The 24620-nt window shown below is 59.8% G+C and carries 19 protein-coding genes, 1 tRNA gene and 1 pseudogene; 10 read left to right on the top strand and 11 right to left on the bottom strand.

The annotated features are described in order from the left end of the window. Positions 1 to 3: 3 nt before the first annotated feature. From LB543_RS09565 to LB543_RS09545, 5 genes and pseudogenes are all read left to right on the top strand, one after another. A pseudogene (locus tag LB543_RS09565) lies at positions 4 to 108 on the top strand (IS3 family transposase); the annotation flags it as partial. A gap of 324 nt (positions 109 to 432) precedes the next feature. Continuing rightward, positions 433 to 1695 carry a tyrosine-type recombinase/integrase gene (locus tag LB543_RS09560; protein ID WP_224613845.1) on the top strand — a complete coding sequence of 421 codons (1263 nt, stop codon included), beginning with the start codon at positions 433 to 435 and terminating at the stop codon, positions 1693 to 1695. Beyond that, a complete protein-coding gene (locus LB543_RS09555) occupies positions 1688 to 2122 on the top strand; it encodes a hypothetical protein (RefSeq protein WP_224613844.1) in 435 nt (144 codons plus the stop codon). Before LB543_RS09560 ends, LB543_RS09555 begins: the two co-directional genes overlap by 8 nt. 70 nt (positions 2123 to 2192) lie before the next feature. Next, positions 2193 to 2444: a helix-turn-helix transcriptional regulator gene (locus LB543_RS09550; protein ID WP_224613843.1), complete on the top strand. Its 252-nt coding sequence runs from the start codon at positions 2193 to 2195 to the stop codon at positions 2442 to 2444. 5 nt (positions 2445 to 2449) lie between these two features. Then, a complete protein-coding gene (locus tag LB543_RS09545) occupies positions 2450 to 4807 on the top strand; it encodes an AAA family ATPase (protein ID WP_224613842.1) in 2358 nt (785 codons plus the stop codon). 1113 nt (positions 4808 to 5920) lie between these two features. Here the strand turns inward: LB543_RS09545 and LB543_RS09540 are convergent. The 8 genes from LB543_RS09540 to LB543_RS09505 form a co-directional block, all read right to left on the bottom strand. Further along, positions 5921 to 6262, bottom strand: a complete 342-nt coding sequence (locus LB543_RS09540) for a hypothetical protein (protein ID WP_224613841.1) — start codon at positions 6260 to 6262, stop codon at positions 5921 to 5923. Positions 6263 to 6612: 350 nt separating this feature from the next. After that, positions 6613 to 7284 carry a hypothetical protein gene (locus LB543_RS09535; protein WP_224613840.1) on the bottom strand — a complete coding sequence of 224 codons (672 nt, stop codon included), beginning with the start codon at positions 7282 to 7284 and terminating at the stop codon, positions 6613 to 6615. A gap of 229 nt (positions 7285 to 7513) precedes the next feature. Further along, positions 7514 to 8701 carry a GIY-YIG nuclease family protein gene (locus LB543_RS09530; protein ID WP_224613839.1) on the bottom strand — a complete coding sequence of 396 codons (1188 nt, stop codon included), beginning with the start codon at positions 8699 to 8701 and terminating at the stop codon, positions 7514 to 7516. Continuing rightward, entirely contained in the window at positions 8694 to 10754 is a 2061-nt protein-coding gene (locus tag LB543_RS09525) for a pseudomurein-binding repeat-containing protein (RefSeq protein WP_224613838.1), read from the bottom strand. The genes LB543_RS09530 and LB543_RS09525 overlap by 8 nt, the downstream gene beginning before the upstream one ends. Further along, positions 10751 to 10960, bottom strand: a complete 210-nt coding sequence (locus LB543_RS09520) for a hypothetical protein (protein WP_224613837.1) — start codon at positions 10958 to 10960, stop codon at positions 10751 to 10753. The genes LB543_RS09525 and LB543_RS09520 overlap by 4 nt, the downstream gene beginning before the upstream one ends. Further along, positions 10957 to 13728, bottom strand: a complete 2772-nt coding sequence (locus LB543_RS09515; protein WP_224613836.1) for a class I SAM-dependent DNA methyltransferase — start codon at positions 13726 to 13728, stop codon at positions 10957 to 10959. Before LB543_RS09515 ends, LB543_RS09520 begins: the two co-directional genes overlap by 4 nt. A 445-nt stretch (positions 13729 to 14173) precedes the next feature. Then, positions 14174 to 14250 (bottom strand) — tRNA-Arg (locus tag LB543_RS09510). A gap of 271 nt (positions 14251 to 14521) precedes the next feature. Next, positions 14522 to 16009, bottom strand: a complete 1488-nt coding sequence (locus LB543_RS09505) for an ATP-binding protein (RefSeq protein WP_224613835.1) — start codon at positions 16007 to 16009, stop codon at positions 14522 to 14524. Positions 16010 to 16285: 276 nt separating this feature from the next. Here LB543_RS09505 and rpmH point away from each other — a divergent pair, with 276 nt between their 5' ends. The 5 genes from rpmH (at position 16286) to LB543_RS09480 (ending at position 21258) form a co-directional block, all read left to right on the top strand. Continuing rightward, the gene (gene rpmH, locus LB543_RS09500; RefSeq protein ID WP_008833937.1) at positions 16286 to 16420 is read left to right on the top strand and encodes a 50S ribosomal protein L34; all 135 of its coding nucleotides are present in this window, start codon (positions 16286 to 16288) and stop codon (positions 16418 to 16420) included. A 14-nt stretch (positions 16421 to 16434) separates the two neighbouring features. Continuing rightward, a complete protein-coding gene (gene rnpA, locus LB543_RS09495) occupies positions 16435 to 16788 on the top strand; it encodes a ribonuclease P protein component (RefSeq protein WP_224613834.1) in 354 nt (117 codons plus the stop codon). A 14-nt stretch (positions 16789 to 16802) separates the two neighbouring features. Then, entirely contained in the window at positions 16803 to 18623 is a 1821-nt protein-coding gene (gene yidC, locus LB543_RS09490) for a membrane protein insertase YidC (RefSeq protein ID WP_224613833.1), read from the top strand. Between the two features lie 389 nt (positions 18624 to 19012). Further along, entirely contained in the window at positions 19013 to 19231 is a 219-nt protein-coding gene (locus tag LB543_RS09485) for a hypothetical protein (protein WP_140811039.1), read from the top strand. 53 nt (positions 19232 to 19284) lie between these two features. After that, a complete protein-coding gene (locus LB543_RS09480; RefSeq protein WP_224613832.1) occupies positions 19285 to 21258 on the top strand; it encodes a protein-L-isoaspartate(D-aspartate) O-methyltransferase in 1974 nt (657 codons plus the stop codon). 14 nt (positions 21259 to 21272) lie between these two features. On the opposite strand, the gene LB543_RS09475 is transcribed toward LB543_RS09480, so the two are convergent. The 3 genes from LB543_RS09475 to LB543_RS09465 are packed head-to-tail and all read right to left on the bottom strand — an operon-like array spanning position 21273 to position 24566. Next, complete coding sequence (locus LB543_RS09475; RefSeq protein WP_224613831.1) at positions 21273 to 22820, bottom strand: DHA2 family efflux MFS transporter permease subunit; 1548 nt, start codon at positions 22818 to 22820, stop codon at positions 21273 to 21275. Beyond that, positions 22817 to 24109 (bottom strand): HlyD family secretion protein, encoded by a 1293-nt coding sequence (locus LB543_RS09470; RefSeq protein WP_224613830.1) that lies wholly within the window; start codon positions 24107 to 24109, stop codon positions 22817 to 22819. The genes LB543_RS09475 and LB543_RS09470 overlap by 4 nt, the downstream gene beginning before the upstream one ends. Continuing rightward, positions 24102 to 24566, bottom strand: coding sequence for a MarR family winged helix-turn-helix transcriptional regulator (locus tag LB543_RS09465; protein ID WP_140757411.1), 465 nt, complete (start codon positions 24564 to 24566; stop codon positions 24102 to 24104). Before LB543_RS09465 ends, LB543_RS09470 begins: the two co-directional genes overlap by 8 nt. Between the last annotated feature and the right edge of the window lie 54 nt (positions 24567 to 24620).

The raw sequence follows: 24620 nt of genomic DNA, 5'->3' as shown, positions 1-24620 counted from the left end.
GAGGATGCGTTCGACTATATCGAGTGCTTCTAAAACCCGAGGCGCCGACACTCGACACTGGGCTATCTGAGCCCCGTGGGATACGAAGAGCAGGCTAACCTAGCCTAACCTCGTGTCCACCGAACCGGCAGCAGCTCAGTCCAAACCTCTACGTCTTGGGCGGCGTTCCAGGAATTTCTGTTCCGCCACTGGCAGCCCGGTCCACTACGCGCGGGCGTAGGCGGGGCGGCGTTAGAATAGGAAGCGGCGGCAAACGGCGGTATTTGGCGCGCCCGAAGAGATTCGAACTCCTGACCCCCAGATTCGTAGTCTGGTGCTGTTTCATTTCGTTAAGTAGCACAGCCGATCTGGAAGCATCAGAAACATTGCCAAGCTACCTACAATACGGCAGTATTATCTGATAGCACCAGTCAGTTGGAGAAGAAATCCGTCATGAGCCCTCAGAAGCATTCTGCTTCCACGCCTGATTCTGCTTCCACCGCGCTTCCAAATAATGTCATTCGTCTACCCGGCTCGACGCTACGTCTGCCCGCGCCAAACACGTTCACCAAGGCGAACATTGCCCGGATGCGTTGCCCTCACGACCGATCGGAAGCATTCTTTTGGGATGCTGGCTGTCGTGGGTTGGGGATACGCGCGCTCAGCTCGCAACGGAGAACATGGATTTATCAATATCGGGATGAGCACAGGCGCACGCGCCGCATCGCGCTGGGCGACCTGACGGCGGTCAGTCTTGATGCTGCTCGCGAGGCGGCGCGCCGTTACGCGGCCAACGTCACGCAAGGGACTAACCCGTCTGTTCAAAGGAAGGCAAAGCGGAATGCTGCTACCCTTTTTGCCGTCGTCGAGGCTTATCTGAGGCACGCGCGAGCGCGCCAGAAGCCACGCTCCTATTTGGAAACCGAACGCCATCTGATGCGGCATGCAGCCCCCCTGCATCACGAGCGGGTGGAGGCCGTGCGTCGGCGAGACATAGCGCTGCTTTTGGACGGTGTAGCGGAAGCATCCGGCCCGGTCGCTGCCAATAGATTGAGGGCAGCCCTCAGCGCGATGTGGGCTTGGGGGCTACGCAGCGGAACCATCGAAACAGACAACAATCCGGTCGCGTTTACGCCTCGTCAGCCGGAGAAGGCACGCGAACGCATACTCAGCGACAATGAGTTGCGTGTGATCTGGCAATTAACGAGCGGCGCCGAAGATTACGCCCGGATCGTCCGGCTCTGCATGCTGACGGGCTGTCGCCGTAGCGAAATCGGCGGTTTGCGCTGGCCCGAAATCTGCGACGACAAGATACTGATTTCGGCAGAGCGGATGAAAGGAGGCCTGATACACGAAATCTCGCTCCTCCCCAGCATTGCGGCTCATCTTCCGGTGCGGCCAACTCAGGCCGAGGGCAACGTTTTCGGTCGGCGCGACAATGGCTTTTCTGGATGGAGCAAGAGTAAGGAGTTCCTGGACGCAAAGCTTACGAAAACCGATCCCAACATGCAGCCTTGGAGTATTCACGACCTCCGGCGGACTTTCTCCACGAGACTCCATGACGCGGGGGTGGAGCCTATTGTGATCGAGGCGTTGCTTGCCCACAAGCAACAGGGGGTAGCTGCCGTGTACAATCGCGCCTCATTCCGAGACGCAAAGAAGGCGGCGTTAGCGCTTTGGCATGAGTTGCTTTTATCCGTGGTCGATCATGAGTAGGTTCATCGTCTCGGTAACAGAACGCGGCGTCGAAGAGAAACGCGAGCGCCTGTACGACGCGTGGGATCGTGCTTCTTCAGGTAGACCAGGCCGTCCCCCGAGGACGGACCGCCTGCCCTTCATCATGGTGCTCGTGGATTATCTTGAATCAACAGGTGTTCCCTTCGCCACGGCTCGCTCCAGCCGAATGAACAAAGCGGTGCGGAACTGGATCAAGGACCAAGTGGATACGTCGCTAAAGAAGGTCCAGGCTCCAGACGCAGTATCAGCAGAGCCAGAGGGCGTGGCGACCGCTGCGCAAGCAGCGTCGTCTAGCACGTTCGAACGAAAATCAGACAGGTGGCCGCTGGGGCCCGATGCGGTGCAAGCGTTATTGAAGCAGGTGAAAGATATGCGCAATCTGAGCCGGGAGAAAGATGAACAATAAACGCCACCGTGCAAGGCGGCGAACTTTGTGATTGTTGAGGAGCCTTCTAACAACACTAAGAGGGCTTCCGATGGAACTCAGAATTCCAGACTTGTTGATGACCGAGAAGGCGCTTTCGACATGGCTCGGCATCTCCCTTCCCAGTCTTCAACGGCTTCGCTCCAACGGCAACGGACCACGTTTCGTTAGACTGAGTGAGCGCCGCATTGCTTACCGCCGAACAGATGTGGAGCATTGGTTAGATGCGCGAACATGTGACCGCATCGGCGGCGGCGTTGCCCAGGTCAATACCCTCCCCGACCAACGCCATCGCGGAGCGTGAACTTCATGTGTCCGGGGAACGGGAAAGTGGGCGCTGCTGCTGAAGCGGGCTCTCGATTGCATGGCTCGGCCGCAGGTCTGAATAGCCCTACCGTAGAGCGCCCGACGAGGGGACAAAACCTCAGTGCCGAAGACTTTCGTCGGGCAGCCTTCTCGAATGGTTACGCTCTCCTGAGAGTTAAATCGAGGGGTAAGAGGCCGGTTGCCGAGAATTGGCTTCAAGGAGAACTGCTTGGCCAACTGCTACCCGTGAGTGCGGCGGCTGCAAACACCGGCATTTGTACATCGGGTCTCCGAGTTATCGATGTCGATGTTGACGAACCAACTAAGGTGCAGGACTTTCTGAAGGCTGTGACGCCCATCCTACCCACTGGCGGGCTCATCCGTCGTCGTCCGGGATCACCCCGCCTAGCGTTGGTGTTTCGAGCTGCCGAGGGCAAGCCGTGCAAGCTCGTAGTTGGCGGAAGGCATGGAAAAATCGAGGTGCTTGGCAAAGGCCAGCAACTGGTCGCGCATGGCGTTCATGAAACCGGCGGCGAATTGTTCTGGCTCGCGGGCAGGTCGCCAGCAACGGTTCCCGTCGCCAATCTCCCGTCGATGACTGAGGAACAGATCGCAAAGGTGCTCAGTGCTTCCCGCGCAATTGTCGGACTCCCTGTCGAAAGCCAGTCCGTGAAGGATTTGTTCCCGCCGCGTTCATTCAATACCTCAGAGGTAACTGGCCAATCCGACCTCGCTGCCGGGATTTCAATCCACCATCCTTTCGATGATCTTGCTCCCGATCATCAGCGTAGTGTGGTGGCGGAGTGCCTGACGGCTCTAGACAACAGCACATCAGACCCGCGCAACCAATGGCTCGCGGTCCTGTTTGCGGTCGCGGATGCTGGCCAACGTGGCTGTCCGAATGTTCGCAGCTTGGCCTTGGAATGGTCCAGACGGGGTGCCGGCTGGACTTCCGAGGCGGATTTCGATTCAGCGTGGGACTCTTACAGGGCGAACAGGGCAGGAGGAACAACGGTCGGCACGCTCTTTCATTTGGCTCGTTCGGCAGGCGTGGAAATCTCAAGCCTGCTCGATCCGTCTCCACCTGAACAGAAACCCACCGACGAGATACCTGTCGGAGCCTTGCCCGTTGCCTCGCTGCCAGCCATTCCACCCAAACGCCAGTGGCTTCACGGGATAGATTTGGTTCGCGGGGCCGTTTCCCTGATCGTTGCTCCAGGCGGCAAGGGCAAGTCTTCGTTTCTCACCTCGCTTGCTCTGGCTTGTGCGTCAGGACGCCCCCTTCTAGACAGTCACGTGTTCGGCGGGAAGCTTCGTGTTCTTCACATCAATGCAGAGGACGCGACCGACGAAATCGCTCTGCGCGTGCGCGCAGCAATGGCGCACCACCAACTGACCGACACCGATGTTGGCGGGTTATATGTCGCAGGGGCGGACAGGCTGTCTCTCACCTTGATCAAGGTGGAGCGTGGAACTCCTGCACTGAACCCGCCGGGTTGGCAGGAGCTTCGCGCTTTGGTCTCGCTTCAAAAGCCCGACGTCCTGATTCTTGATCCGCTCGTAGCTGTCGTGGGGGGTGCGACATTGAATGACAACGCCGCCGCAGCCCTGCTAATGCGCGAGTTGGTCGCGCTCGCTTCACGTCACAAGCTCGCCGTCATCATTGCCCATCACACGTCGAAAAATCGGGAATTGGGCAACGCCGACGCCGCAATGGGCGCGGCGAGCATTGTGAATCTGGCGCGCATCAGCCTTGCCATTGAACCATTGAGGAATGACGACGCAACAAAAATCGGTGTCGCACCGTGGGATGTTGCGTCCATCTTCAGGGTCACGGGCACGAAGCAGAACCTATCTCCGGCCGCTGCCGATGAACGGTGGTTCCGTCTTGTTTCGGTCGAGGTACCGAATGCGCAACCGCCAATCTATCCTCACGGTGACAAGGTTGGCGTTGTAGAGGTGTTTAAGCCCTCTCTGACTGCCACGCCGTTTCCGCAGGCCATGATTGACGCCGCCTTGGTGGCGGTTGGCACAGCGCCCACGCCACTATCTCCATCGCCGAAGTCCGGCGACTATGCCGTTCCGGTGATAGCTAGAGCCCTTGCTCCACAGCGCAACGGCATCGCAAGCGACATCGAGGCAAAGGCCATTCTCGATTATCTTCACCGAGTGGGTCGTATTCAGATCGGACCCGTCCAGGTCAATCGCACCGGGCGGGGAGGTTATACACGACAGGCTTACATCGTTGTCGGACCGGTCGCATCAACTGTCACAGGTTCCACTCCGCCGACGTCGGCCGCGCCAACAGCAAATCGGAGTAGCCAGATTGCGCCGAACCGGAAGCAGAGTGGAAAGCCATGAAAAGCCATTTCCGCCAATTGGCGATCAAGTGGCTTGAGGTGGTGGTGAGGCGCGCCAGCGCCACCACCAATTACGGGGGGGTGTGGGGGGGTGTGGTGGTGGCGATGAGTTGCGAACGCCAATCCTGAAAGGAAGGAACACCGATGGTTAGGACAGGTGAAACTATGGATGCCGCTTGCTACAGGTTTGTTTGGCGTCGATTGCAAGAGGCCGTTGAAAGCGCCGTAGGCAGGCTGATCCCAAATCCGTTCATCGGTGGGCACTTCACCACGGAGGACGACTTCTTCGAACAAGTGGCGCTGTCTGTCTCTGCGGTGCGCGCCGTTGTCCACTTCGGAACTGGTCCATCCGGCCGGCGACTGCCAATGAATTCGATCGAGCGCGCAGTCCTTATGGATTCCCGTTTGCCGCGAAATATGCTGTTGGCCTTCTTTTCCGCGTCGCTGGAAGCCAATGAATTTGACATGTCGCACCCTTCATTCGCTGAATACGCAGCTGGGTTCCTAGCGGTCCACCATTGGCGCTTACTCGAACAAGCGCCTTCCTTGGTTTCCGAGTACCCACCTAGGCCGCTGCCGGGCCTCAACCATCGATGCACCGCATGGCGTCCAGTGTCCGAATCTGGACGGCTTTAGAAGTTTATATTCCTATAGATCAGATGATTTGACCATTGGACCTTGCAGGTATGAAAATTCGTCAAGCCAGGACGACGGCCGCTCCAACCTCTCCACTGGAACACCGCCCGTTTCTTGCACAATTGCGGATCATTCGTAATGAGCTGCAAGCCCGCAATAGCGACCCGTGGCAAGAGCGGCTTGCCGTTCTCCGAGGACGAAAAGGGAGCGACGGTGTCGAGCGTGTCTCAACGGAAGCCGTGTTCGACCATTTGAACTTGAAGCCCGTACAACGCACGCCTGAGGCCGGCAAACGGATAAAGACGATAATGTGTGGTTTAGGCTGGACTTGGGTCCGTGCTCGCCACGTAACAGCCACAGGCTCGGTAGGGCGCGTGCGTGGTTACGCCAGGATTCGTTGAAGTGGGTCTCGTATGCCTTGCCATTTGTCTACAAGGAGCGGACGGGCGGCTGAAATAACAGGCGTCCAAGCCTTCCTTCATTGGACTGCATCCATCATATACTTGTCGACGGATGTGGCCGTCTCCCTCATGACCTTACAGAACAAGGCCCGTTTGGTGTTGTCGGCAAGAAGGGATTTTTCAAGTGCTTCGGTTTTGGATACTGCGATGGTCATATCCCTCTTGAAGTCGGCGGAAGTAGCGCGCCCTTGCTTCAGCATGACCCCGGCAATTATTTTAGTATTGGCACTTTCCGCTTCTGTAAGGCTGCATATATCGTTGTACAGGTACATGTTCGCCACAGTTTCAATGACAGCACTGTCGGCATGTGCCGATACAATCGGCAAACAAATTATCGAGCTTGCTAGTACGAGCTTCATCCAAGTCATCCAGTCATGCTCCTTGTTCGGGTCACCGAAAGCCCGTTTTCTTGGCTGTCATCCGCGCAGTGGTAAATCTGCACCCGTACTGCGGGCTGGTGATTCAGAGGTTCGAAGACCGGCTTTACAGCGAGAGGTATATTGAGAATTTGCGGACCATTTTCTCGTCATACAGTGAATGCGGTTCGGAACCTAGTAGTTCGTTCCTGTAAGCTTAACCTGGGCAGCGGCACCCAGCGACGGCACCTGCACGGTTACAATTGCGGTCCGGGGCAATGAGTTGCGCCCCTGAAATGATACCGTGGGTGATGCTCCCTAGCCACCCTGCGTTTACACTGCGGCCCATAGGACTATGTTATCCACCTGGGTATCAATTTCACAACTACATCGCCCCGGACTACCGCATACCCGCTCTCCATCCCAAAACCGGGCCAATCGGCTCCTTTAGTAGAATACCGCAACAGTTGGTCGTTCGGTTCAATGGAGTATCCAGGCGATATTTCACTTAGGACCATTTCTACGTCGCTCTTTGCGGCAAGATTGCCCAGTGCAATCGGTTGTTCCGAGCCACTAGCGAGCGCAACGGCAACAGAGATATCCGATCCGTCAGCGCGCGTCGCGAACCCAGAGATGGTACAACAAAGTTCTTCAAGCTCACGATTGAAGTGGATTCGGTCATCGGACGTAAAGGGAATGCTTTCCATATCTCGCAGGTATGCCTCGTAAGGCATCATATTTCCATACCTAGAACGAATCTCCTCAAGACGCCGAGTCAGATCATCGGTCGGCGGAGCCAGTTTTCGATCCGGCCACGATTTGGTCGATGACCCTTCGTCAGTGAGATCGACTTCCTCAACGCCGGCGAACATGTCCGAAATGTACAGGGCGATACGTGGTTGAGGATCGAACGCTAACGAGACCGTTTCGAATTGCTTAGCCATGTGTCTCATAGCCTCAATGAGGGCTAGCTCTTGTTCCGGGCTGCGAGGATCAACTCTCACCTCTAGCGTATATGTTTTCATCTGATCATCCTGGAATTCAGGTGCGCTGCTAATTACTTTGAGGTCGCCATTCGCCATCACCAGCGACGGCACTGCACGGTTGCAATGGCCGTCCCATGGCGATGAGTGCGCGTCCCGAAAAGACACCGTGGAGGAGGCTCCCTATTAGCCTCGCTTTACCATGACATCCCATTACCTCGCGGGGTAACTTTGTTTCATGCCAGGAAATTCGCTCATCAGGTACGACCCCTTAGCTCTGTATCGATCTTTTCAATTCGGCCGCCCGGGGATCATATTCATACTGCGTGATAGACTGGTCGCGAATCCTCTCCACTGCCTCGTCGATTGCAGCCAACGGAACGAGATACCATTCCCTCGGCTTCACCGGATTGCCGAAACGATCTTCAATCGTAAGGTCGAGCCGGGCGGGCGCGAATACCCGATGCAGCAGGTTTTCCAGCCTGGTCCGGTTGATGTTGAAAAGCTTGTAAGTGGCTACGACGTCGACGTCCGCGAGCAGATAGGTTGCGTCCAGCGCGGCGTGAGCAATCCGCGTCTCGACCTTTCCGCCGGTGACACCGATCTTGTGAATGAGTTCCCTATGCGGCGCGATCCCTGGGTGATCGGATTTGCTCCGCAGGACATAGATGGTCCCGCTTTCGAGATCTCCATCGGCGGCCTCGCCGGCAAAGAGCGGTCCCGCAACGGGGTCGGTGATCCGCCGCCCCACATCGTCCCGGTGAAGTGCGCGCTGGAGTGAGCGCAACAGCACATCGCTTTCCGTCCCATTATCGTAGATGACACGCAACCGGCTGTCGCGCCGGTCGTATTCGGTCGTGAACTCCTCGCCCACTTCCGCGACATAGGCGATCTGGCCACCGACGATGAAGAACTCGCCCTTCTTGATCTCGGCCATGGTCTGGAACGGTCGCGTCTGGCGTTTACCGGAGTCGAGGTCGTTTTTCACTTGAGCGAGCAGCGGCTTGAAGCGGTCGAAATCCTCGCACTTCGTACGATTGGCGATTTCCTCGGCCGCGCGCTTGTCGGCGCTGGTGCGGACATGCCGAAGCTCGGTGATGTCGGCCGCGCCTGCCGCGCCGTTCAACTCGGCAAGCAACTCGTCTACGTCCATCGCATCGACGGACGTGGCGGAGACAACCTCCGCTCCTGTCAGAAGCCCCTGACGGTCGAGCGGTGCGAGCAGCGAGCGGCACTCCTCAAGCGCCCGCAACCGGTCGAGGCGCACGGCATAGAGTCGCTCGAAAATGTCGCGGTCTTCGCCGTGGAGCGGTGGACGGCCGTGCTGTTCGACGAACCGCTGGATTTCCTCGAATCCGGCGATGATGCGTTCCTCGCGCGCGGAGCGCCCGCCCGTCTTCTCCGGCTGCGCGTAGTCGTCGAGTTCGGAACGCAGTTCGTCGAGGTCAAGGTCACTCATAGCGGCCCTCGTCCTTGAAGCGGACAAAGGCGGCCGCACCTTCGGCCATCCGCTTCTCCCAGGCGTCCGTCGAGCTGATCGACGGCAGACGACCCCGCTCTTTCTTAAATCTGACGGCCCGCACGGCCAAGTCCTTGGCTTCATCGGGCGTCAGGCTCGTGCGTTTGGCGGCAATCGCCGCCGCCACCTGTTTCAGGCTATCCTCGCTCATGGTCTTGGCGAGGATGGCGTAGGCTTCGCCAAACGGATTGATCCGGTCGATGAGGTCGATGTCGAGTTCACGCACGTCCATTGCGAATTTGCGGACGCCGTCGATCAACGCCGTATTGCCGCTCTGCTCGCCGTCGCCGGCTCCCCCGCCGCCAAGCGCAATCTGCTTGGCCTGTTGCGTCAGCGTAAGGGCTGCGATGGCGTGCTGACGCACCGCCTCCTGATCCTCCTCGTCGAGTTCGGGATACTTGTCCTTGATGATTTTTCCGAGACGAACCTGTGTAAGTTCCTCGGGGATCAGTTCCTCGTCAAAGATTCCGCGCTCAATGGTCGTCTTGTCCTGAACGAAGGCGGCGATCACCTCGTTCAAGTCCTCGGTGCAGATGCGCGCGGCTTCCTTGCTCTTGGGCTCGGCAAGGCCCTTGATCTCGATCTGGAATTGGCCCGTTTCCTCATTAAAACCGACATTGGTCTTTTTGGGGTCGTAACCGCCCTCGCCATAGTTGAAGCCTTCGACCGGTCCGCTATTCGGATTCTTCGGGGTGAAGTTAAAGCGAGGAGCTAGCACTTGTTCCATTAGCAGGCTGGCGGCGATGGCTTTCAACGTGTCGTTCACGGCTTCGGTTACAGACTCTTCTGAAGCATCAGGCTCGGCGATAAGGTTGGTGAAACGGGCACGGGTCTTGCCCGGGGCATCGCGAGTCGCGCGACCGATAATCTGCACGATCTCGGTGAGGCTGGACCGATAGCCGACCGTCAGCGCGTGTTCGCACCAAATCCAGTCGAACCCTTCTTTCGCCATCCCAAGCGCGATGATGATATCGACGTGGTCGCGGTTGTTTTTCTGGGCCGGGTCTTTCAGCGCAGCCGAAACGCGGTCGCGTCTTGATGCGTCATCATCGACCAGATCAGCAATCCTGAGAATGCGGCCGTCCGGCACCTTAACCAATTGGAATCCGGTGGCCGGGTCGATCCCCTGCCACTCTCCTAATTCCTCGATGATGTGCTCAACTTCCCTGATCTTGTCCTTTGTGCTTTCGCGCGAATTGACGCTCGGAATATGGACGATAGTTTTCTCGGCAGGCTCCAACACCTTCAGGATGTCGTCGGCATACGGCCCGGAATAGAAGAAATATCCGATGTCGAGCTGCTTCAGATATTGATAGCCGTTGAGCTGCTCATAGTAGGTGTAGGTGACGGTGTCGAACTTCGCCTCATCCTGGGGGCTGAGCACCGGCACGGCATCGCCCCGAAAATAGGAACCGGTCATGGCTACGATATGCGCGCTCTCGCGGGCAATGATCTGACCGAGATGCTGGCCGAGCTTGCTGTCGGGATCAGCCGAGACGTGGTGGAATTCGTCAACGGCAATCAGCCGGTCGTCGAATCTCTCTATGCCGAACCTCTCCACAGCAAAGCGGAAGGTCGCATGGGTGCAGACCAGCACCTTGTCGGCGCTGTCGAGGAAAGCACCGACAGAATTGACCTTGCCGCCGTCCTCGCCGGGCGCGTTGCAGAGGTTCCATTTCGGCTGGACGGTCCAGTCAGCCCAGAAACCATACTTGGTCAGCGGCTCGTCGTTGAAGCTCGCGCCGATGGATTTTTCCGGAACGACGATGATGGCCTGCTTGACTCCTTGATTGTGGAGCTTGTCGAGCGCGACGAACATGAGCGCCCGGCTCTTGCCCGAGGCGGGCGGCGACTTGATGAGAAGATACGGCTCGCCGCGCCGCTCATAGACGCGCTCCTGCATTGGCCGCATGCCAAGCGCATTGGCCTTGGTCGAGTTGCCGTTGCTGGCATAGGATACGGAAACGGATGGAACTTGATTGTCAGGGGTCATTGATCCGACTCCTCAGCAAAGTGCTGTTCGAAGGCCTTCACGCTGCCATAAGCTTCCGCAACCCGCGTCTGCACTTTGCGCATCATGTCGGAACCGCGCTCAGGCCAGCCATGATGCTCGAACATACCCACGAATCCGCCAAACCTCCTATTGGCGACTTCGGCGATGATCTTGGCGTCTCCCCCCGGTGTGTAGCGTGCGCTCATGCCTGTGCCTCCGGCCGTCTTTTCTTCGCCACCCCCGGCGAGTTGGTCATTTTGGTGTAAAGCTCGAACAGCTTTTCCAGCCTCTCCGTGTCGTTGCGGAACCGGCGGCCGATGTAGATGCGCTCCAAAACCTCGTCGTTGCGCTCATGCGCGGCGCGCAAATCGGAGGGCATCCTCGAAGCATCATAGAGGTCAGCGGTGTTCTCCGGGAACTCTGCCTCACGTGCCAGCAGGATATCTCCAGCGCAGCGGGTCAGGTCATCCTTGTTCTTATTGGTTAGGGGTGGGACGGGAAATGTATTCCAACCAAGCGTATTGGAAAACCGAAAGTCCGTCCTAATCTTTCCGCAAACAGCGCTGATCCACACAAGCGAAAGGCGCGAAACAAACACTGCCACATTCCAGAGTGGCGGATCATAAAATGAAAACGCGCCGTTTCCAACGATAGCTCCTTTCGGTAAAGGTATGACAGGATAGTATTCCCTGCTCTCAGACGAGTGCATCGGAACCTGAAATACGATCTCATTCCCAGTTTGTCTAATCTGCTGGAACTCGTACGGCCTATCCGCCCCAGCCTTGGTTAGTTGTTTGTCGCTTTTATTCCGCATTTCTACAACCATAGAAAACCGATCCTGAAATGCTTTTATTCCCTTTAGTAGAATATAATCATCCTTGGTCGACCAAATACAGTACCGCCCGGTCCCATGGATTGCATCATGCGCTCCGAAAAAAGGGCGAATTACATTTGCATGATTTGGCGCTGCTGCCTTCAGAGTCGCCGCGACGCTGCTATCGAAAATTAGACCGCCGCCATCAGCGGGTTTATTGCCATTTATGACCGGCGCCATGCCGTTTTTAGGATTAGTTTCACTTTTTACGTAGATATCTTCGTGCGGAACAAGGTAAGCGTTTATGTTATCAACGTTCCTGATGACGAGTCCTTCGCCGTCGATATACCGGATAGCCTTTGGATTTCGAGACAAACCAACAACGCACACAGACACGCCTGCTTTTTTGCTCGCTAGATTTGACCATCGGAAAGATATGACTGCAAAAGAAATGCGGATTCCATCGGATATACATTGCGGCCAGAAGCGGTAGACTTGTTCGCCTTGGCAAATTGAATTCGTAGAGACAAATGCAGCGGAAGCATCGCAGTAGTTCAAGAACGATCGAGCTTTTTGAAAAAAGCCTAAGATGTAGTCGAAAGACCTCCACGTAGGGAAAGTTGAGCCAAAGACAGCCTCCATGTCATCCTTCTGGGCAGCATTCTGTTCTGTTGCCCCCTTGTAAGGGGGATTCCCACAGACGTATGTCTCACCGCCTTCGTTCTCAAAATCGATCTGCGCCTGATCCAGCGGCGTGTGAAACAGATCATCGGCATGGTGTTTGACACCCGTCGCCGTTGGCGGGCAGATGCTTAGCCAATCTAGCCGCAACGCATTGCCGCACGTAATCCAGTTTTGTGCATCGAGCGGCAGAAACTCGGCCAAGGCTTCCCGCTGCCCTCGATACAGCACGTCGCACTGATACTCAGCGATGATCAGCGCTAGACGTGCAACCTCGGCCGGAAAATCGCGCAACTCAATGCCACGAAAATTTGTCAGCGGAATTTCCGTTCGCCGGTCTGGTTCGCCACGCCGTTGATTGATCTTGGCTTCGATGGCCCGCATTTCCTTATAAGCGATGACAAGAAAATTTCCCGAACCGCAAGCCGGATCGAACACCCTGATCTTGGCTATGCGCTTGCGCAGATTGAGCAGCATGCGGGCGTTGTCGCCCGCTTCCTCAAGTCGTGCGCGCAGATCGTCGAGGAAGAGGGGATTGAGGACTTTCAGAATGTTCGGCACGGACGTGTAGTGCATGCCGAGCGCGCCGCGCTCCTCATCGTCGGCGACGGCCTGAATCATCGATCCGAAAATGTCCGGGTTGATCTTCGTCCAGTCGAGATTGCCGATATGAATGAGATAGGAACGGGCGATCTTGCTAAAACGCGGCACGTCGACATTGCCGGAGAACAGCTCACCGTTCACATATGGAAAGGCGTCGGCCCATCGTGGCAACGCCTCGCGCGTCCGGTCGGCGGTCTTGGTGTTCATCGCCCGAAACAGCGTACTGATGACTTCGTGGGTGTTTGAGGAGTCGCGTGCGCTCATCTGCTCGACGGTGTCGGTGAACAGGCCTGTGCCGTTGAAAATGTCGGTGTCCTCGGCAAAAAAGCAGAAGATCAGCCGTGCCATGAAATGGTTCATTTCCGGGCGGCGTTCGGCAGCATCCCAATCGGCGTTTTCTTCCAGCAGAGTTCGATACAGCCGGTTCAGACGGCCGGTGGCCCGGATGTCGAAGGAGCTTTCTCGAATCTGCTTGACGGTCGTGATGCCGGCAAGCTGGAGAAAGAAGCCGAAATGGTTCGGGAAGTCGGCATAAGCGCAGGCGACCGTTTCGCCGTTCGTCAGGTCCTCAGCCTCGAAAGTATCGCCATCCGTCGCCAGCACGAATTTCGCCTTAGCCCTGGCAGTCGCCGGGCTGTTTTTCAGCAGGCCAAGCGTCGCCGTGACTTCGCCAGGAGCGGCCACGATGATATGGATATTGCTGGTCTGAAGCACGCCGCCAGCAAGGTCGGACTTGTTCGACGCGCCCGCCCGCAGCTTCTTGATCGTCGTTTCCTTGTTACCGAACGCGGTCAGGAAGGCGAACGGAAATTCATCCGCGTCGAATGGCGCTGCCGCCAGCTCGGAAACAGCTTCTTCGATCTCGACTGGATTCATCCCTGGCTCCGCTCGTTCTGTAAGGCTCGTCCCCGACTTGACGAATGGTCTCGATTCGCCTGCGTATCGCAGATGATTTAGACTCGGTCCGAACTTACCTATTTGCCGCGCAGATACCATTCTTGTCGCACTGGAGCGCGACGAGTTTTAGTCCTTATATATTGAAGGGGCACCTGAACCCCGTCGCCCTACCCCCGCCCCCCCGGTCCAATAGGGGTGGGGGGGTACCCCCAAGCACGCTTCGTGCGGCAAACTTCAAGCGCGTCGGCCTTAAGGATCGCGAGCCTACTCGGGCGCTGCAAAGGCTCTTTGTAAATGCCTGATCCGAGCGCGCTTGCCGACAAGCCTTAGGCTCTCAGCGCTTCCATATGGCTTCCAGCAATGCTCGCGTCGGAAGCAAGGTCAAGCCGAGCAGCTAAAAAGCCTTGGAATTTCATAAAGTTAATGGCGCGCCCGAAGAGATTCGAACTCCTGACCCCCAGATTCGTAGTCTGGTGCTCTATCCAGCTGAGCTACGGGCGCGCATCAGGCCATGTTTTCGACGGCCCCGCGATCCGGTCCGAAAGACCGGCCGCGAATGTGTGCAGTTCCCTAACGACTGAATTTGCGAAAAGCAAGCCGATCCGGCAAAAGTTTTGTCGCGAGCCTGTCATGCGGCGATGCCGGCGCCGATCCCGGTCCTTCGAGCCGCTGTAAGGCCCGCCTAAATCCAGACGGCGGATGATCGGGAACGGCCAGCGACGAGCGATGGGTCTGGAAGGCAAGTAACCTCTGGAAACGGGTGCGGAAGCCGTCAGGCCGGGCGGCGCAGGCTGCCACGGGCCTGGTCGAGCCGCACCGGCTGGTCGGGGATGATGACGGCGAATGTCGTGCGCCCGCCAATCGACTCGATCAATTCCACCGTGCCGCCATGCGCCCGGATCAGTTCGTGCGCGATGGCCAGGCCAAGGCCGGTGCCGCCGCTGCGCGCCGAGCCGCGGAAGGCCGCGAACAGGTTTTCGCGCGCCTTCGGCGGCAGACCGGGGCCGGTGTCGGTGACGGCGATGCGGCTGACACTGCCCATGCGCTCGGCCGACACCGCCAGCCGCCGCACCACGGCGCTTTCGGTATCGGCCGCCATCGCCTGCACCGAGTTGCGGCAAAGATTGGTGAGCACGCGGAAGAGCTGGTCGGAATCGGCGTCCACCTCGAAAGCCATATCGACGGCGTTTATGAACTCGATGTCCTGCTCGATGTCGAGCAGGCCGTGCACGTCCTCGACCAGTTGGCGCAGCCTCACCCTGCGGCGCGAAGGCGGTGGCTCCTGCGTGCGGCCGTAATGAAGCACGCCCTCCGAATAGGAGACGGCGCGGTCGAGCGCGCGCAACAGTTTTGGCGCGAAGGCCTGCACGGTCGGATCCTTGACCTGGCGCAGGCGGTCCGACATCAGCTGGGCCGAGGCCAGGATGTTGCGCATGTCGTGGTTGATCTTCGACACGGCGAGCCCGAGGTCGGCAAGATGCTTCTGCTCGGCCAGCATCTTTTGCAGCCGCTCCTGCATCTGCGACAGTTCGCGCTCGGCCACGCCGATCTCGTCGGCGCGGTCGGCGGGGCGAATGATCCGCCCGGGGTCGTCGGGAGCCTCGGAAAAGGACAGCATCGAGCGCGTCATGGTACGGATCGGGCCGATCATGATCAGATCGATGGCGGCATAGACCAGCATGGCCGTGAACAGCGAGATCAGGAGCGAGACGAAGGCGACGTTGCGCGAGTAGATGAGCATGGCCTTGCGCAGGGAGTAGTCCGGCATGATCAGCTCGAACTCCTTGTCGCTGTCGCCGACCGGTCCGAAAACGCGCAGCATCCTGTCGCCGCCGAAGAACAGCGTGTCCAGCGCCCCGGTCATGCCCTTGACCATGCCGACGCTGGCGAGATCGATGTGTTCGTCGACCTGCGGCGGCATGTCGGCCACCACCAGAAGCCGCGAGACGCCGCCGTCGCGCACCGCGATCGCCTTGGCGCCGATGGCCATCAGCACATCATTCTGGGCCGTTCGCGACAGCGAGGTCGAATCGCCCTGCACCAGCACGATCGAAACGGCAGCTGCCGTGCTCAGCCTCTCCTTGAGCCAGCTCAGCCTATAGCTGGCGATCCAGGGCAGGAAGATCAGCACTTCGGCCAGCAGCACGAAAACGATGGTGAGCAGCAGCAGCTTCGTCGACAAACCGCGCGACAGGGGTACAGTGCGGACAGCGGCTGACGCCGTTCCGGTCCCTTCCCCTGCTTGGCTGGCTTCGCTCATGCGACTCGATCTTCACAATCACTTGATCAGCCAAGATTAGGCGATTACGGCTTTTTTGCCAATTTCTCCCTTGGTCGGAAAAATAGATGCTCCAAAAAGGTGCGTCTTTGGCGCGCCGACGCCGGATTGACTTCCAAAACCCTTCTTTCTATAAGCCCGCTCACGCTCGGGCCATTCGTCCCGGCGCGGTTTCGATCGCGCCAAAACCGGCCCGGCAAAGCTCCTGTTACAGAGTGACAGAATCAAGAAGGGCCGCACCCCGCGGTATTAAAACAAATGAAGCGTACCTACCAACCGTCCAAACTCGTCCGCAAACGCCGGCACGGCTTCCGTGCCCGCATGGCCACCAAGGGTGGCCGTGGCGTCGTCGCAGCTCGCCGCAACCGCGGCCGCAAGCGGCTCAGCGCCTAAGCGAGACGAGATCGTTGCCCGCAACCGGCAAGCCAGTGGGGCAAAATCCCAAGCGGCTTCTGAAACGCGCGGAATTCCTGGCCGTCCGTCGTGGTGAAAAGCGACGCGGACGGTTTTTCCTCGTCGAGGTCCTCGACCGCGGCGATGGCGGGGGGCCGCGCGTCGGCTACACCGTCACCAAGAAGGTCGGCAACGCCGTTGTGCGCAACCGCGTCAGGCGGCGACTGAAAGAGGCCGTCCGCGTCCATGCGGCAGATGACATGGTGCCCGGCAATGATTATGTCATCGTCGGGCGCGATGATGCGCTGCGCGCCCCTTTCGGCCAGTTGAAGGCCGAACTCTCCCGCCGACTTCGCGGAACACGATAGGCCAAGGGCTCTCGATGGAAAACAACCGGAACTTCTTCATCACCATCGCGCTGTCGGTGCTGATCCTGGCGGTATGGCAGTACTTCTACGTGCTGCCGCACAGCGAGGCCCAGCGCGAGGCCGCCAAGGTCGAGCAGCAGCGCATCGAGGAACAGAAGAAGGCGGCCGAGGCGGCCAATCCGGGCGCATCGACGCCGGCCCCAGGCACAACCGCCCCGGGCGCCATTCCCAACGCCCCCGGCGGTGACGTCGTCACCGCCGCCAGCCGTGATCAGGCTCTGGCGGCATCCAAGCGCGTCAAGATCGACACGCCGAGCCTCGAAGGCTCGATCAATTTGACCGGCGCGCGGCTCGATGACCTCAAGCTCAAGCACTACACCGAGACCGTCGACAAGAATTCGCCCGAGATCGAACTGCTCAACCCGCAAGCGCTGCCCACGGGCTATTTCGCCGAGATCGGCTTTGTCGGCAACGACAAGACCGGCGCGGTGCCGGGTGCCGAAACGGTGTGGAGCGTGGACGGCAATCCGACGCTGACTCCGTCGACGCCGGTGACGCTCACCTACACCAACGACAAGGGCCTGACCTTCAAGCGCACCTTCTCCGTCGACACCAACTACATGTTCACGGTGTCGGACACGGTGCAGAATTCCGGCTCGAGCGCGGTTTCGCTGTTCAACTATGGCCGCGTCACGCGCTACGACAAGCCGGCCGTCGCCAGCACCTATGTGCTGCATGAAGGCCTGATCGGCTTCACCGGTACGGAAGGCCTGCAGGAACACAAATACGCGTCGGTCGAGAAGGACAAGCAGTATCAGCCCGGCAAGTCGACCGACGGCTGGCTCGGCATCACCGACAAATACTGGGCCGTCACGCTGGTGCCGACCGAGAAGCAGCCGTTCCAGCCGCGCTATGCCTATTTCGAGGACGGCCGCCACCGGTACCAGTCCGACTTCCTGACCGATCCGATCAATGTCGCGGCCGGCCAGTCGGCGACCGTCGAGACCGAAATCTTCGCCGGTGCCAAGGAAGTCGCCAAGATCAACGCCTATGCCGAAGACCGCCACATCAAGCGGTTCGACCTACTGATCGACTGGGGCTGGTTCCACTTCATCACCAAGCCGATGTTCTGGCTGATCGACACGCTCTACAAATTCCTCGGCAATTTCGGCCTGGCGATCCTCGCCACCACCGTCATCGTCAAGGCGCTGTTCTTCCCGCTCGCCAACAAGTCCTACGCGTCGATGGCGAACATGAAGAAGGTGCAGCCCAAGATGCTCGAGATCCGCGAGAAATACGCGGACGATAAGATGAAGCAGCAGCAGGCGATGATGGAGCTGTATAAGACCGAGAAGATCAATCCGCTCGCCGGCTGCTGGCCGGTGGCGCTGCAGATTCCGGTCTTCTTCTCGCTCTACAAGGTGCTCTACATCACCATCGAGATGCGCCACGCGCCGTTCTTCGGCTGGATCCAGGATCTGGCCGCGCCCGATCCGACATCGATCTTCAATCTGTTCGGGCTGGTTCCGATCACGCTGCCGCACATGCTGATGATCGGTGTGTGGCCTCTGATCATGGGCGTCACCATGTTCCTGCAGATGCGCATGAACCCGACGCCGCCGGATCCGACGCAGGCCGCGATCTTCACCTGGATGCCTGTCATCTTCACCTTCATGATGGCCGGGTTCCCGGCGGGTCTCGTCATCTACTGGGCCTGGAACAACACGCTGTCGATCCTGCAGCAGGGCGTGATTATGAAGCGCCAGGGCGCCAAGATCGAACTCTGGGACAATCTGGTCGCGCTGTTCCGCAAGAAACCCTCGCCGGCGGAATAGCCGGCGCATCTTAGGCAAGAGCCCGCCGCGGTAGACTGAACCCTAAAGTTGGGCGGTCTGGGCAAGGGCAGATTTGACGGCTGGGTCCTGTGTTCTACAGGGCTCAGCCTTTTAGTTTCAGTGATGCAGCGTGCGATGCCGTGGTCCGGCACGCGATAGGGACCAGGGACCGCGCCGGCATTTTCCTGGCCTCCCCTTATTGCCGGCGAATCAGCCGAACCTCGCTGCTGCCGGATTGTCCCGCATGGAACTTATTGCGCGTTCAAGAGTTCGCGCATGAGGCTTCCTAAAAGCTCCCGCGTGGGAGGATCAGGTCGACCCGCCCATCCAAATTCAAGGCAGTGCAGCAGACCGACCTCATCACATGCTACTTGCAGCGAGGCATTCCGATGAGCAGCAACATTCATCCAAAGACACGCAAGCCCACCGACAAGGATTTGAAGCAGAATCCCGGAATTGGCGCCTCCAGGGGCACGATCAAGGGTGGCAATCTTCTCGACGAGGACGAGGAACTGGACGGCGAGAACACTTTTGAGGGAGATGTCGATAACGACACCACGCCGCAAGGCGGCGTCAATCCCCGGCAGACCGGGCGCACCAACGAATAGGAGCCTGGCACGACGTCACGTAGACCCGATCAAACGCCTGATTGGAGGCTGTCATGCTGGATTTCGAGCACGCCAGACATCGGATGGTGGAGGCGCACATCGCGCGCCGCGGTGTGCATGACAAGCGGGTCCTGAATGCGCTGCGCCGGGTCGCGCGGGAACAATTCGTCGACGAGGGTTTCGAGGAATTCGCCTATGAGGACAGTCCGCTGCCGATCGGCAGCGGACAGACGATCTCGCAACCCTTCATCGTGGCGAAAATGGCTGAGATGGCCGAGATCGAGGCGACCGATCGCGTGCTGGAAATCGGCACCGGCTCGGGCTACGCGGCAGCCGTACTGGCCGAACTTGCCGAACACGTCTTCACCGTCGAGCGGCATCGATCGCTCGCGCAACAGGCGGAACGGCGGCTCAATGCCGCCGGCTATCGAAACATCGAGGTCAGGGTCGGCGACGGCACGAAAGGCTGGCAGGAAAAGGCACCTTTCGACGCTATCGTCGTCGCGGCCGCCGCCACGTCCATTCCCCTCGGCTTGCAGGAGCAGTTGGAGATCGGCGGCAGGCTGATCATTCCGGTCGGTGAAGACGTTTACTCGCAGCGGCTCGTTCGCCTCACGCGGATTGCGGCAAACAAGTTCGAGGAGGAGGATCTCGGTGGCGTCATGTTCGTGCCGTTGATCGGTGAGCATGGCGGGCACGACGAAAACGCGCCGTCGGCGCGCGAGGCACCCCCTCCTACATTGGCGCAGCAAATCGCGCGGGCGGCCGAAGATTTGCCGCCGATCGACGATCCGGCCTTCGGCGCAATGTTCGACCGGTTCGGCGACCGGCGCGTCGTCCTGCTCGGGGAGGCCAGCCATGGCACTTCGGAGTTCTATCGTGCCCGCGCGGCTGTCACGCGACGCCTCCTCCAGCGACACGGGTTCACCATCGTGGCCGTCGAGGCGGACTGGCCGGACGCCGCGCAGATCAACCGGTATGTTCACGCGGAGGAAAGGCGGTCGGATGCGCAGCCGCTCTTCCAGCGCTTCCCGAGCTGGATGTGGCGCAACACCGAAGTGTCCGAATTCATCGGCTGGCTGCATGAGTACAACCGGGACGTGCCCGATCATGCACGGAAAGCAGGCTTCTACGGACTCGATCTCTACAATATGAGCGGCTCGATCGCCACGGTGCTTGCCTATCTGGACAGGGTAGACCCCGAAGCTGCCGCCGTCGCGCGCGAGCGCTATGGCTGTCTGATGCCCTGGCAGAACGAGCCCACCACCTATGGACGCGCGGCGCTGCGGCCGGGCTACAGAACCTGCGAAGAGGCGGTGGTGCGACAGTGCATGGATCTGTTCAGGCGATCCATGGCCGAGGGCAACGGCGATCTCCTCGACGCAAAACAGAGTGCACGGCTGGTCGCATCGGCCGAGCGGTACTATCGCGTGATGTATTATGGCGGCGCCGAGACCTGGAACCTGCGCGATCGGCACATGTTCGAGACGCTCGATCAGCTTCTCGAAACGCATGGCCGGGATTCGAAGGCCGTGGTGTGGGCGCACAACTCACATATCGGTGACGCACGGCATACCGACATGGGTACTGTCCGCGACGAGCTGAACATCGGCCAGCTCTGCCGGGAACGCTTCGGTGCGCGTACGGCGCTGATCGGTTTCGGAACAGATACCGGTACTGTCGCCTGTGCCTCGGATTGGGACGGTGAGATGGAGGTGAAGGCCGTGAATCCTTCGCTGCCGCACAGCTTCGAGCGGCTGTGTCACGACAGCGGCAAACCGTCGTTCCTGCTGGATTTTGGGCGCCATGGTCAGCTCGGCGACGATCTGGCGGCGCCGAGGCCGGAACGCTATATCGGCGTTATCTACCGGCCGGAGACCGAACGGCTCAGCCATTACATGGACTCGTCCGTCTCCCGCCAGTTCGACGCCTTCGTCTGGTTCGATCGAACGTCAGCGGTCACGCCGCTCGGCAAGTCGGCCGACAGCACCGGCAAGGTACCGGATACGTTTCCCTTCGGCATCTGAATGCCGCCAAGACGTCACTCCATGACCGCGCTGTGGTCGATCTTTGCCGGCGTTCCCGGCTTACGCAGCAGGAGCACCAGCGGGATGGCGGCCAGCGACAGGATCATCATCAGCTTGAAATCGTCCATGTAGCTGATAACAGTCGCCTGCAGCGTCACCACACCGTCGAGCGCGGCGCGGCCGGCGGCGGTGTAGGGGTTCATTGCCTGGAAGATCGCCGTATCGCCGAACGCCTGGTTGAAGGGCGTCACATAGGTGGCGATGTTGGCGTGGTTGATCTGCACATCCTGCGTCAGAAGCGCGGTGACCACCGATATGCCGACGCTGGAGCCGATGTTGCGCGACAGATTGTAGAGGCCGGTGCCTTCCGCGCGCCGCTCCGGCGCCAGCGTGGCGAAGGTGATGGTGGTCAGCGGCACGAACAGGAAGCCGAGCCCCGCGCCCTGGATGAAGCCGGTGGAGATGATGGTCCATTGCGAAACGTCGGGCGTCCAGCCGGTCATGTCGTACATCGCCCAGGCGGTGATCAGCAGGCCGATGAGCAGCAGCCAGCGCGTATCGACCTTGCCGATCAGCCTGCCGACCAGGAACATGCAGGCCATCGTGCCAAGCCCGCGCGGCCCCATGACGATGCCGGCCGTCACCACCGGGTAGCCCATCAACGTCTGCAGATAGGGCGTCATCAGCGCCAGCGAGGCCAAGTAGGTGATGCCGATAATGAAGATGAAGATCATGCCGACGGCGAAATTCCGATCGAGGAAAAGCCTCGGATTGACGAAGGTGTCGCGGGCGGTGAAGGTGTGGACAAGGAAGATGTAGAAGGCCGATGCGCAGATCACCGCCTCGACGATGATCTCGGATGACGAGAACCAGTTGAGCTGCTCGCCGCGATCGAGAAACATCTGCAGGGCCGCGATCGTGATGCTGAGCATGCCGAAACCCAGCCAATCCAGCCTTGCCTTGAAGTCCAGCTTGGTTTCCAGGACGTACAGCGACACGCCGGCGAAGGCCAGCGCGCCGATCGGCACGTTGATGTAGAACACCCAGCGCCAGCTGACATTTTCGGTCAGCCAGCCGCCGATGACCGGTCCCAGAACCGGCCCGACCATCACCGAAATGCCGAACAGCGCCATGGCGGAGCCGCGCTCTTCCACACTGTAGATATCGAGCAGGATGCTCTGCGACAGTGGCACCAGCGCCGCGCCGAACAGGCCCTGCAGCAGGCGGAAGCCGACTATCTGAGGCAGCGACTGCGCGAAACCGCACAGCACCGAGGCGACGACGAAGCCGGTGATCGAGGTCAGGAGGATGCGCTTGCGGCCGAAGCGGTTGGCAAGGTAGCCCGAAGGCGGCGTCATGACGGCCGCCGCCACGATGTAGGAGGTCAGGACCCAGTTGATCTGGTCGGCGCTGGCCGAGACGCTGCCCTGGATATAGGGCAGAGCGACATTGGCGATGGTCGTGTCCAGCGCCTGCATGATGACGGCCAGGATCACGCAGGCGGTGATGGCGCCGCGATTGGCGACCACCGGCGTGGTACCTGTCGCGGACGCGCCGGTCATGACTTTTGTCCGAACAGGCCGATGAGATTGGTGAGGAAGTCCGGCAGGCCGCGTGCATGGCCCGTCTCGACGTCGACCACCGCGCTCATGCCGCCGCGCAGCGGCGGCTTGCCCTTCATATCATCGATCGTCACGCGCATCGGGATGCGCTGCACGACCTTGACCCAGTTGCCGGTGGTGTTCTGCGCCGGCAGCAGCGAGAAGCTCGACGACGAGGCCGGGCTGATCGAGGCGACGGTGCCGTGCCAGACGGCGCCCGGATAGGTGTCGACGCTGATCGTCGCCGTCTGTCCCGGCCGCACATAGGTCAGCTCGGTTTCCTTCGGTTCCGCCGCGATCCACAGATCGGTCGACGAGACCAGGCTGAACGCCGGCTGCGAAGCCGGCAGGTACTTGCCGACCTGCAGCGCGTCGACATTGGTCACGATGCCGTCGAACGGCGCCTTGACCACGGAATCGGCGAGGTTGCGCTGTGCATCGTCGACGCCCGACTGGGCCTGCAGATAAAAGGGGTTCTTCTCCACCGGCTGGTTGGCGTCGCCGCCGAGCTGGGCGAGCGTGGCCTGCGCCTGCGCCTTGGCGACGGACACTTTCTGGCGGGCGGCGACGAGGTCGTGCTGGGCGCTGTCGAAAGACGCCTTCGAGGCGGTGGAGGTCTTGAGCAGATCCTGCTGCCGCTGGAAGGCGGCCTCGTAATAAGGGATGTCGGCCTGCGCCTGCTCGATCTGCACCAGCGACTGCTGGTAGCTCGCTTCCAGGGTCAGCACCTGGTTGCGTACCGTGCCGAGCTGGGCCTTGGCGGCGGCGAGAGCGGTCTCGAAAGAGGCCGGCCGCAGGCGAAACAGCACGTCGCCGTTCTTCACCGCCTGGTTCTCATGCACGTCGATCTCCTGCACCGTGCCGGAGACGTCAGTGGAGACGCCAAGCGACTGGGCCTGGATATAGGCATTGTCGGTCGTCATCAGCTGGCCGCCCGTGACATAGTAATAACCGCCGACGACGAGCGCGACGGGAAGCAGGGCAAAAAGGACGGGCCGTGTCAGACCGCGCTTCGGTTTGGCCGGAACAGGAGGAGCAACGGCGGCAGCGGCCTGCCGTGGCTGCGGCTCTTTGGCCGGAGCCTCGAGCGCCGCCGGCTCCAGGGCGACCGGCGCTTCCAGCTCGTCATTGTCGATGACGACGTTGGTCCGCCTCTGCTCCCGCTCGTTGTCGAGCTGGATAATCTGGTCGGTCCGACCTGCCGGTGTCTCGTCTCCGGCAGGCTTCTTGGGGGATGTTGATTCAGCCATGTACTTTCTCCCGGTCGACGGCTGGCTGGGTGCAAGCCGCGAGCAGATTGGATTTGATCAAGCTTAGGGTTTGCAGCAGATGCTGCTGTGTCTCAGGCGAAAGGCCGGCGAAGGCCTCGTCTCGTGTTTTCTGACCGTTGCCGCGCATGATCCCGAGCAGCGGATGGGCCTGCGGTGTCAGGTAAAGCAGCCAGGCCCTGCGATCGGCGGGATCGGGCCGGCGCACGATGAAGCCGCGAGCTTCCATCTTGTCGAGCAGCCGGGCGAGCGTGATCGGCACGATCTCGATGAGGTCGGCGAGCTTGTTCTGGTGGATGCCTTCATGCAGCGAAAGGTACGCCAGCACCTGCCACTGGGCGCGGGTCAGCCCCGATGCGCGCGACCGCTGCTCGAACCGCTTGCGAAGCAGGCGCGCGACGTCGTGCAGCACGAAGCTGATATTGGGCGAAGAGGGCATGGGAGGAGATCGGGGGTCGACTGACAACTTTTCGTGAGCATGCTTATTATCATC

The sequence above is a fragment of the Mesorhizobium sp. ESP7-2 genome, assembly GCF_020164715.1.
GTDB lineage: Bacteria > Pseudomonadota > Alphaproteobacteria > Rhizobiales > Rhizobiaceae > Mesorhizobium.
Note: the sequence above shows the minus strand (reverse complement) of the source record. Positions and strands in the feature narration are given on the sequence as shown.

Coding starts and splice junctions, on each gene's coding strand:
- yidC (WP_224613833.1), top strand. CDS start 16,803: ATGGAAAACAACCGGAACTTCTTCATCACCATCGCGCTGTCGGTGCTG.
- LB543_RS09555 (WP_224613844.1), top strand. CDS start 1,688: ATGAGTAGGTTCATCGTCTCGGTAACAGAACGCGGCGTCGAAGAGAAA.
- LB543_RS09535 (WP_224613840.1), bottom strand. CDS start 7,284: ATGAAAACATATACGCTAGAGGTGAGAGTTGATCCTCGCAGCCCGGAA.
- LB543_RS09515 (WP_224613836.1), bottom strand. CDS start 13,728: ATGAATCCAGTCGAGATCGAAGAAGCTGTTTCCGAGCTGGCGGCAGCG.
- LB543_RS09465 (WP_140757411.1), bottom strand. CDS start 24,566: ATGCCCTCTTCGCCCAATATCAGCTTCGTGCTGCACGACGTCGCGCGC.
- LB543_RS09545 (WP_224613842.1), top strand. CDS start 2,450: ATGTGTCCGGGGAACGGGAAAGTGGGCGCTGCTGCTGAAGCGGGCTCT.
- LB543_RS09470 (WP_224613830.1), bottom strand. CDS start 24,109: ATGGCTGAATCAACATCCCCCAAGAAGCCTGCCGGAGACGAGACACCG.
- LB543_RS09540 (WP_224613841.1), bottom strand. CDS start 6,262: ATGAAGCTCGTACTAGCAAGCTCGATAATTTGTTTGCCGATTGTATCG.
- rpmH (WP_008833937.1), top strand. CDS start 16,286: ATGAAGCGTACCTACCAACCGTCCAAACTCGTCCGCAAACGCCGGCAC.
- LB543_RS09520 (WP_224613837.1), bottom strand. CDS start 10,960: ATGAGCGCACGCTACACACCGGGGGGAGACGCCAAGATCATCGCCGAA.
- LB543_RS09475 (WP_224613831.1), bottom strand. CDS start 22,820: ATGACCGGCGCGTCCGCGACAGGTACCACGCCGGTGGTCGCCAATCGC.
- LB543_RS09485 (WP_140811039.1), top strand. CDS start 19,013: ATGAGCAGCAACATTCATCCAAAGACACGCAAGCCCACCGACAAGGAT.
- LB543_RS09505 (WP_224613835.1), bottom strand. CDS start 16,009: ATGAGCGAAGCCAGCCAAGCAGGGGAAGGGACCGGAACGGCGTCAGCC.
- LB543_RS09480 (WP_224613832.1), top strand. CDS start 19,285: ATGCTGGATTTCGAGCACGCCAGACATCGGATGGTGGAGGCGCACATC.
- LB543_RS09550 (WP_224613843.1), top strand. CDS start 2,193: ATGGAACTCAGAATTCCAGACTTGTTGATGACCGAGAAGGCGCTTTCG.
- LB543_RS09560 (WP_224613845.1), top strand. CDS start 433: ATGAGCCCTCAGAAGCATTCTGCTTCCACGCCTGATTCTGCTTCCACC.
- LB543_RS09530 (WP_224613839.1), bottom strand. CDS start 8,701: ATGAGTGACCTTGACCTCGACGAACTGCGTTCCGAACTCGACGACTAC.
- LB543_RS09525 (WP_224613838.1), bottom strand. CDS start 10,754: ATGACCCCTGACAATCAAGTTCCATCCGTTTCCGTATCCTATGCCAGC.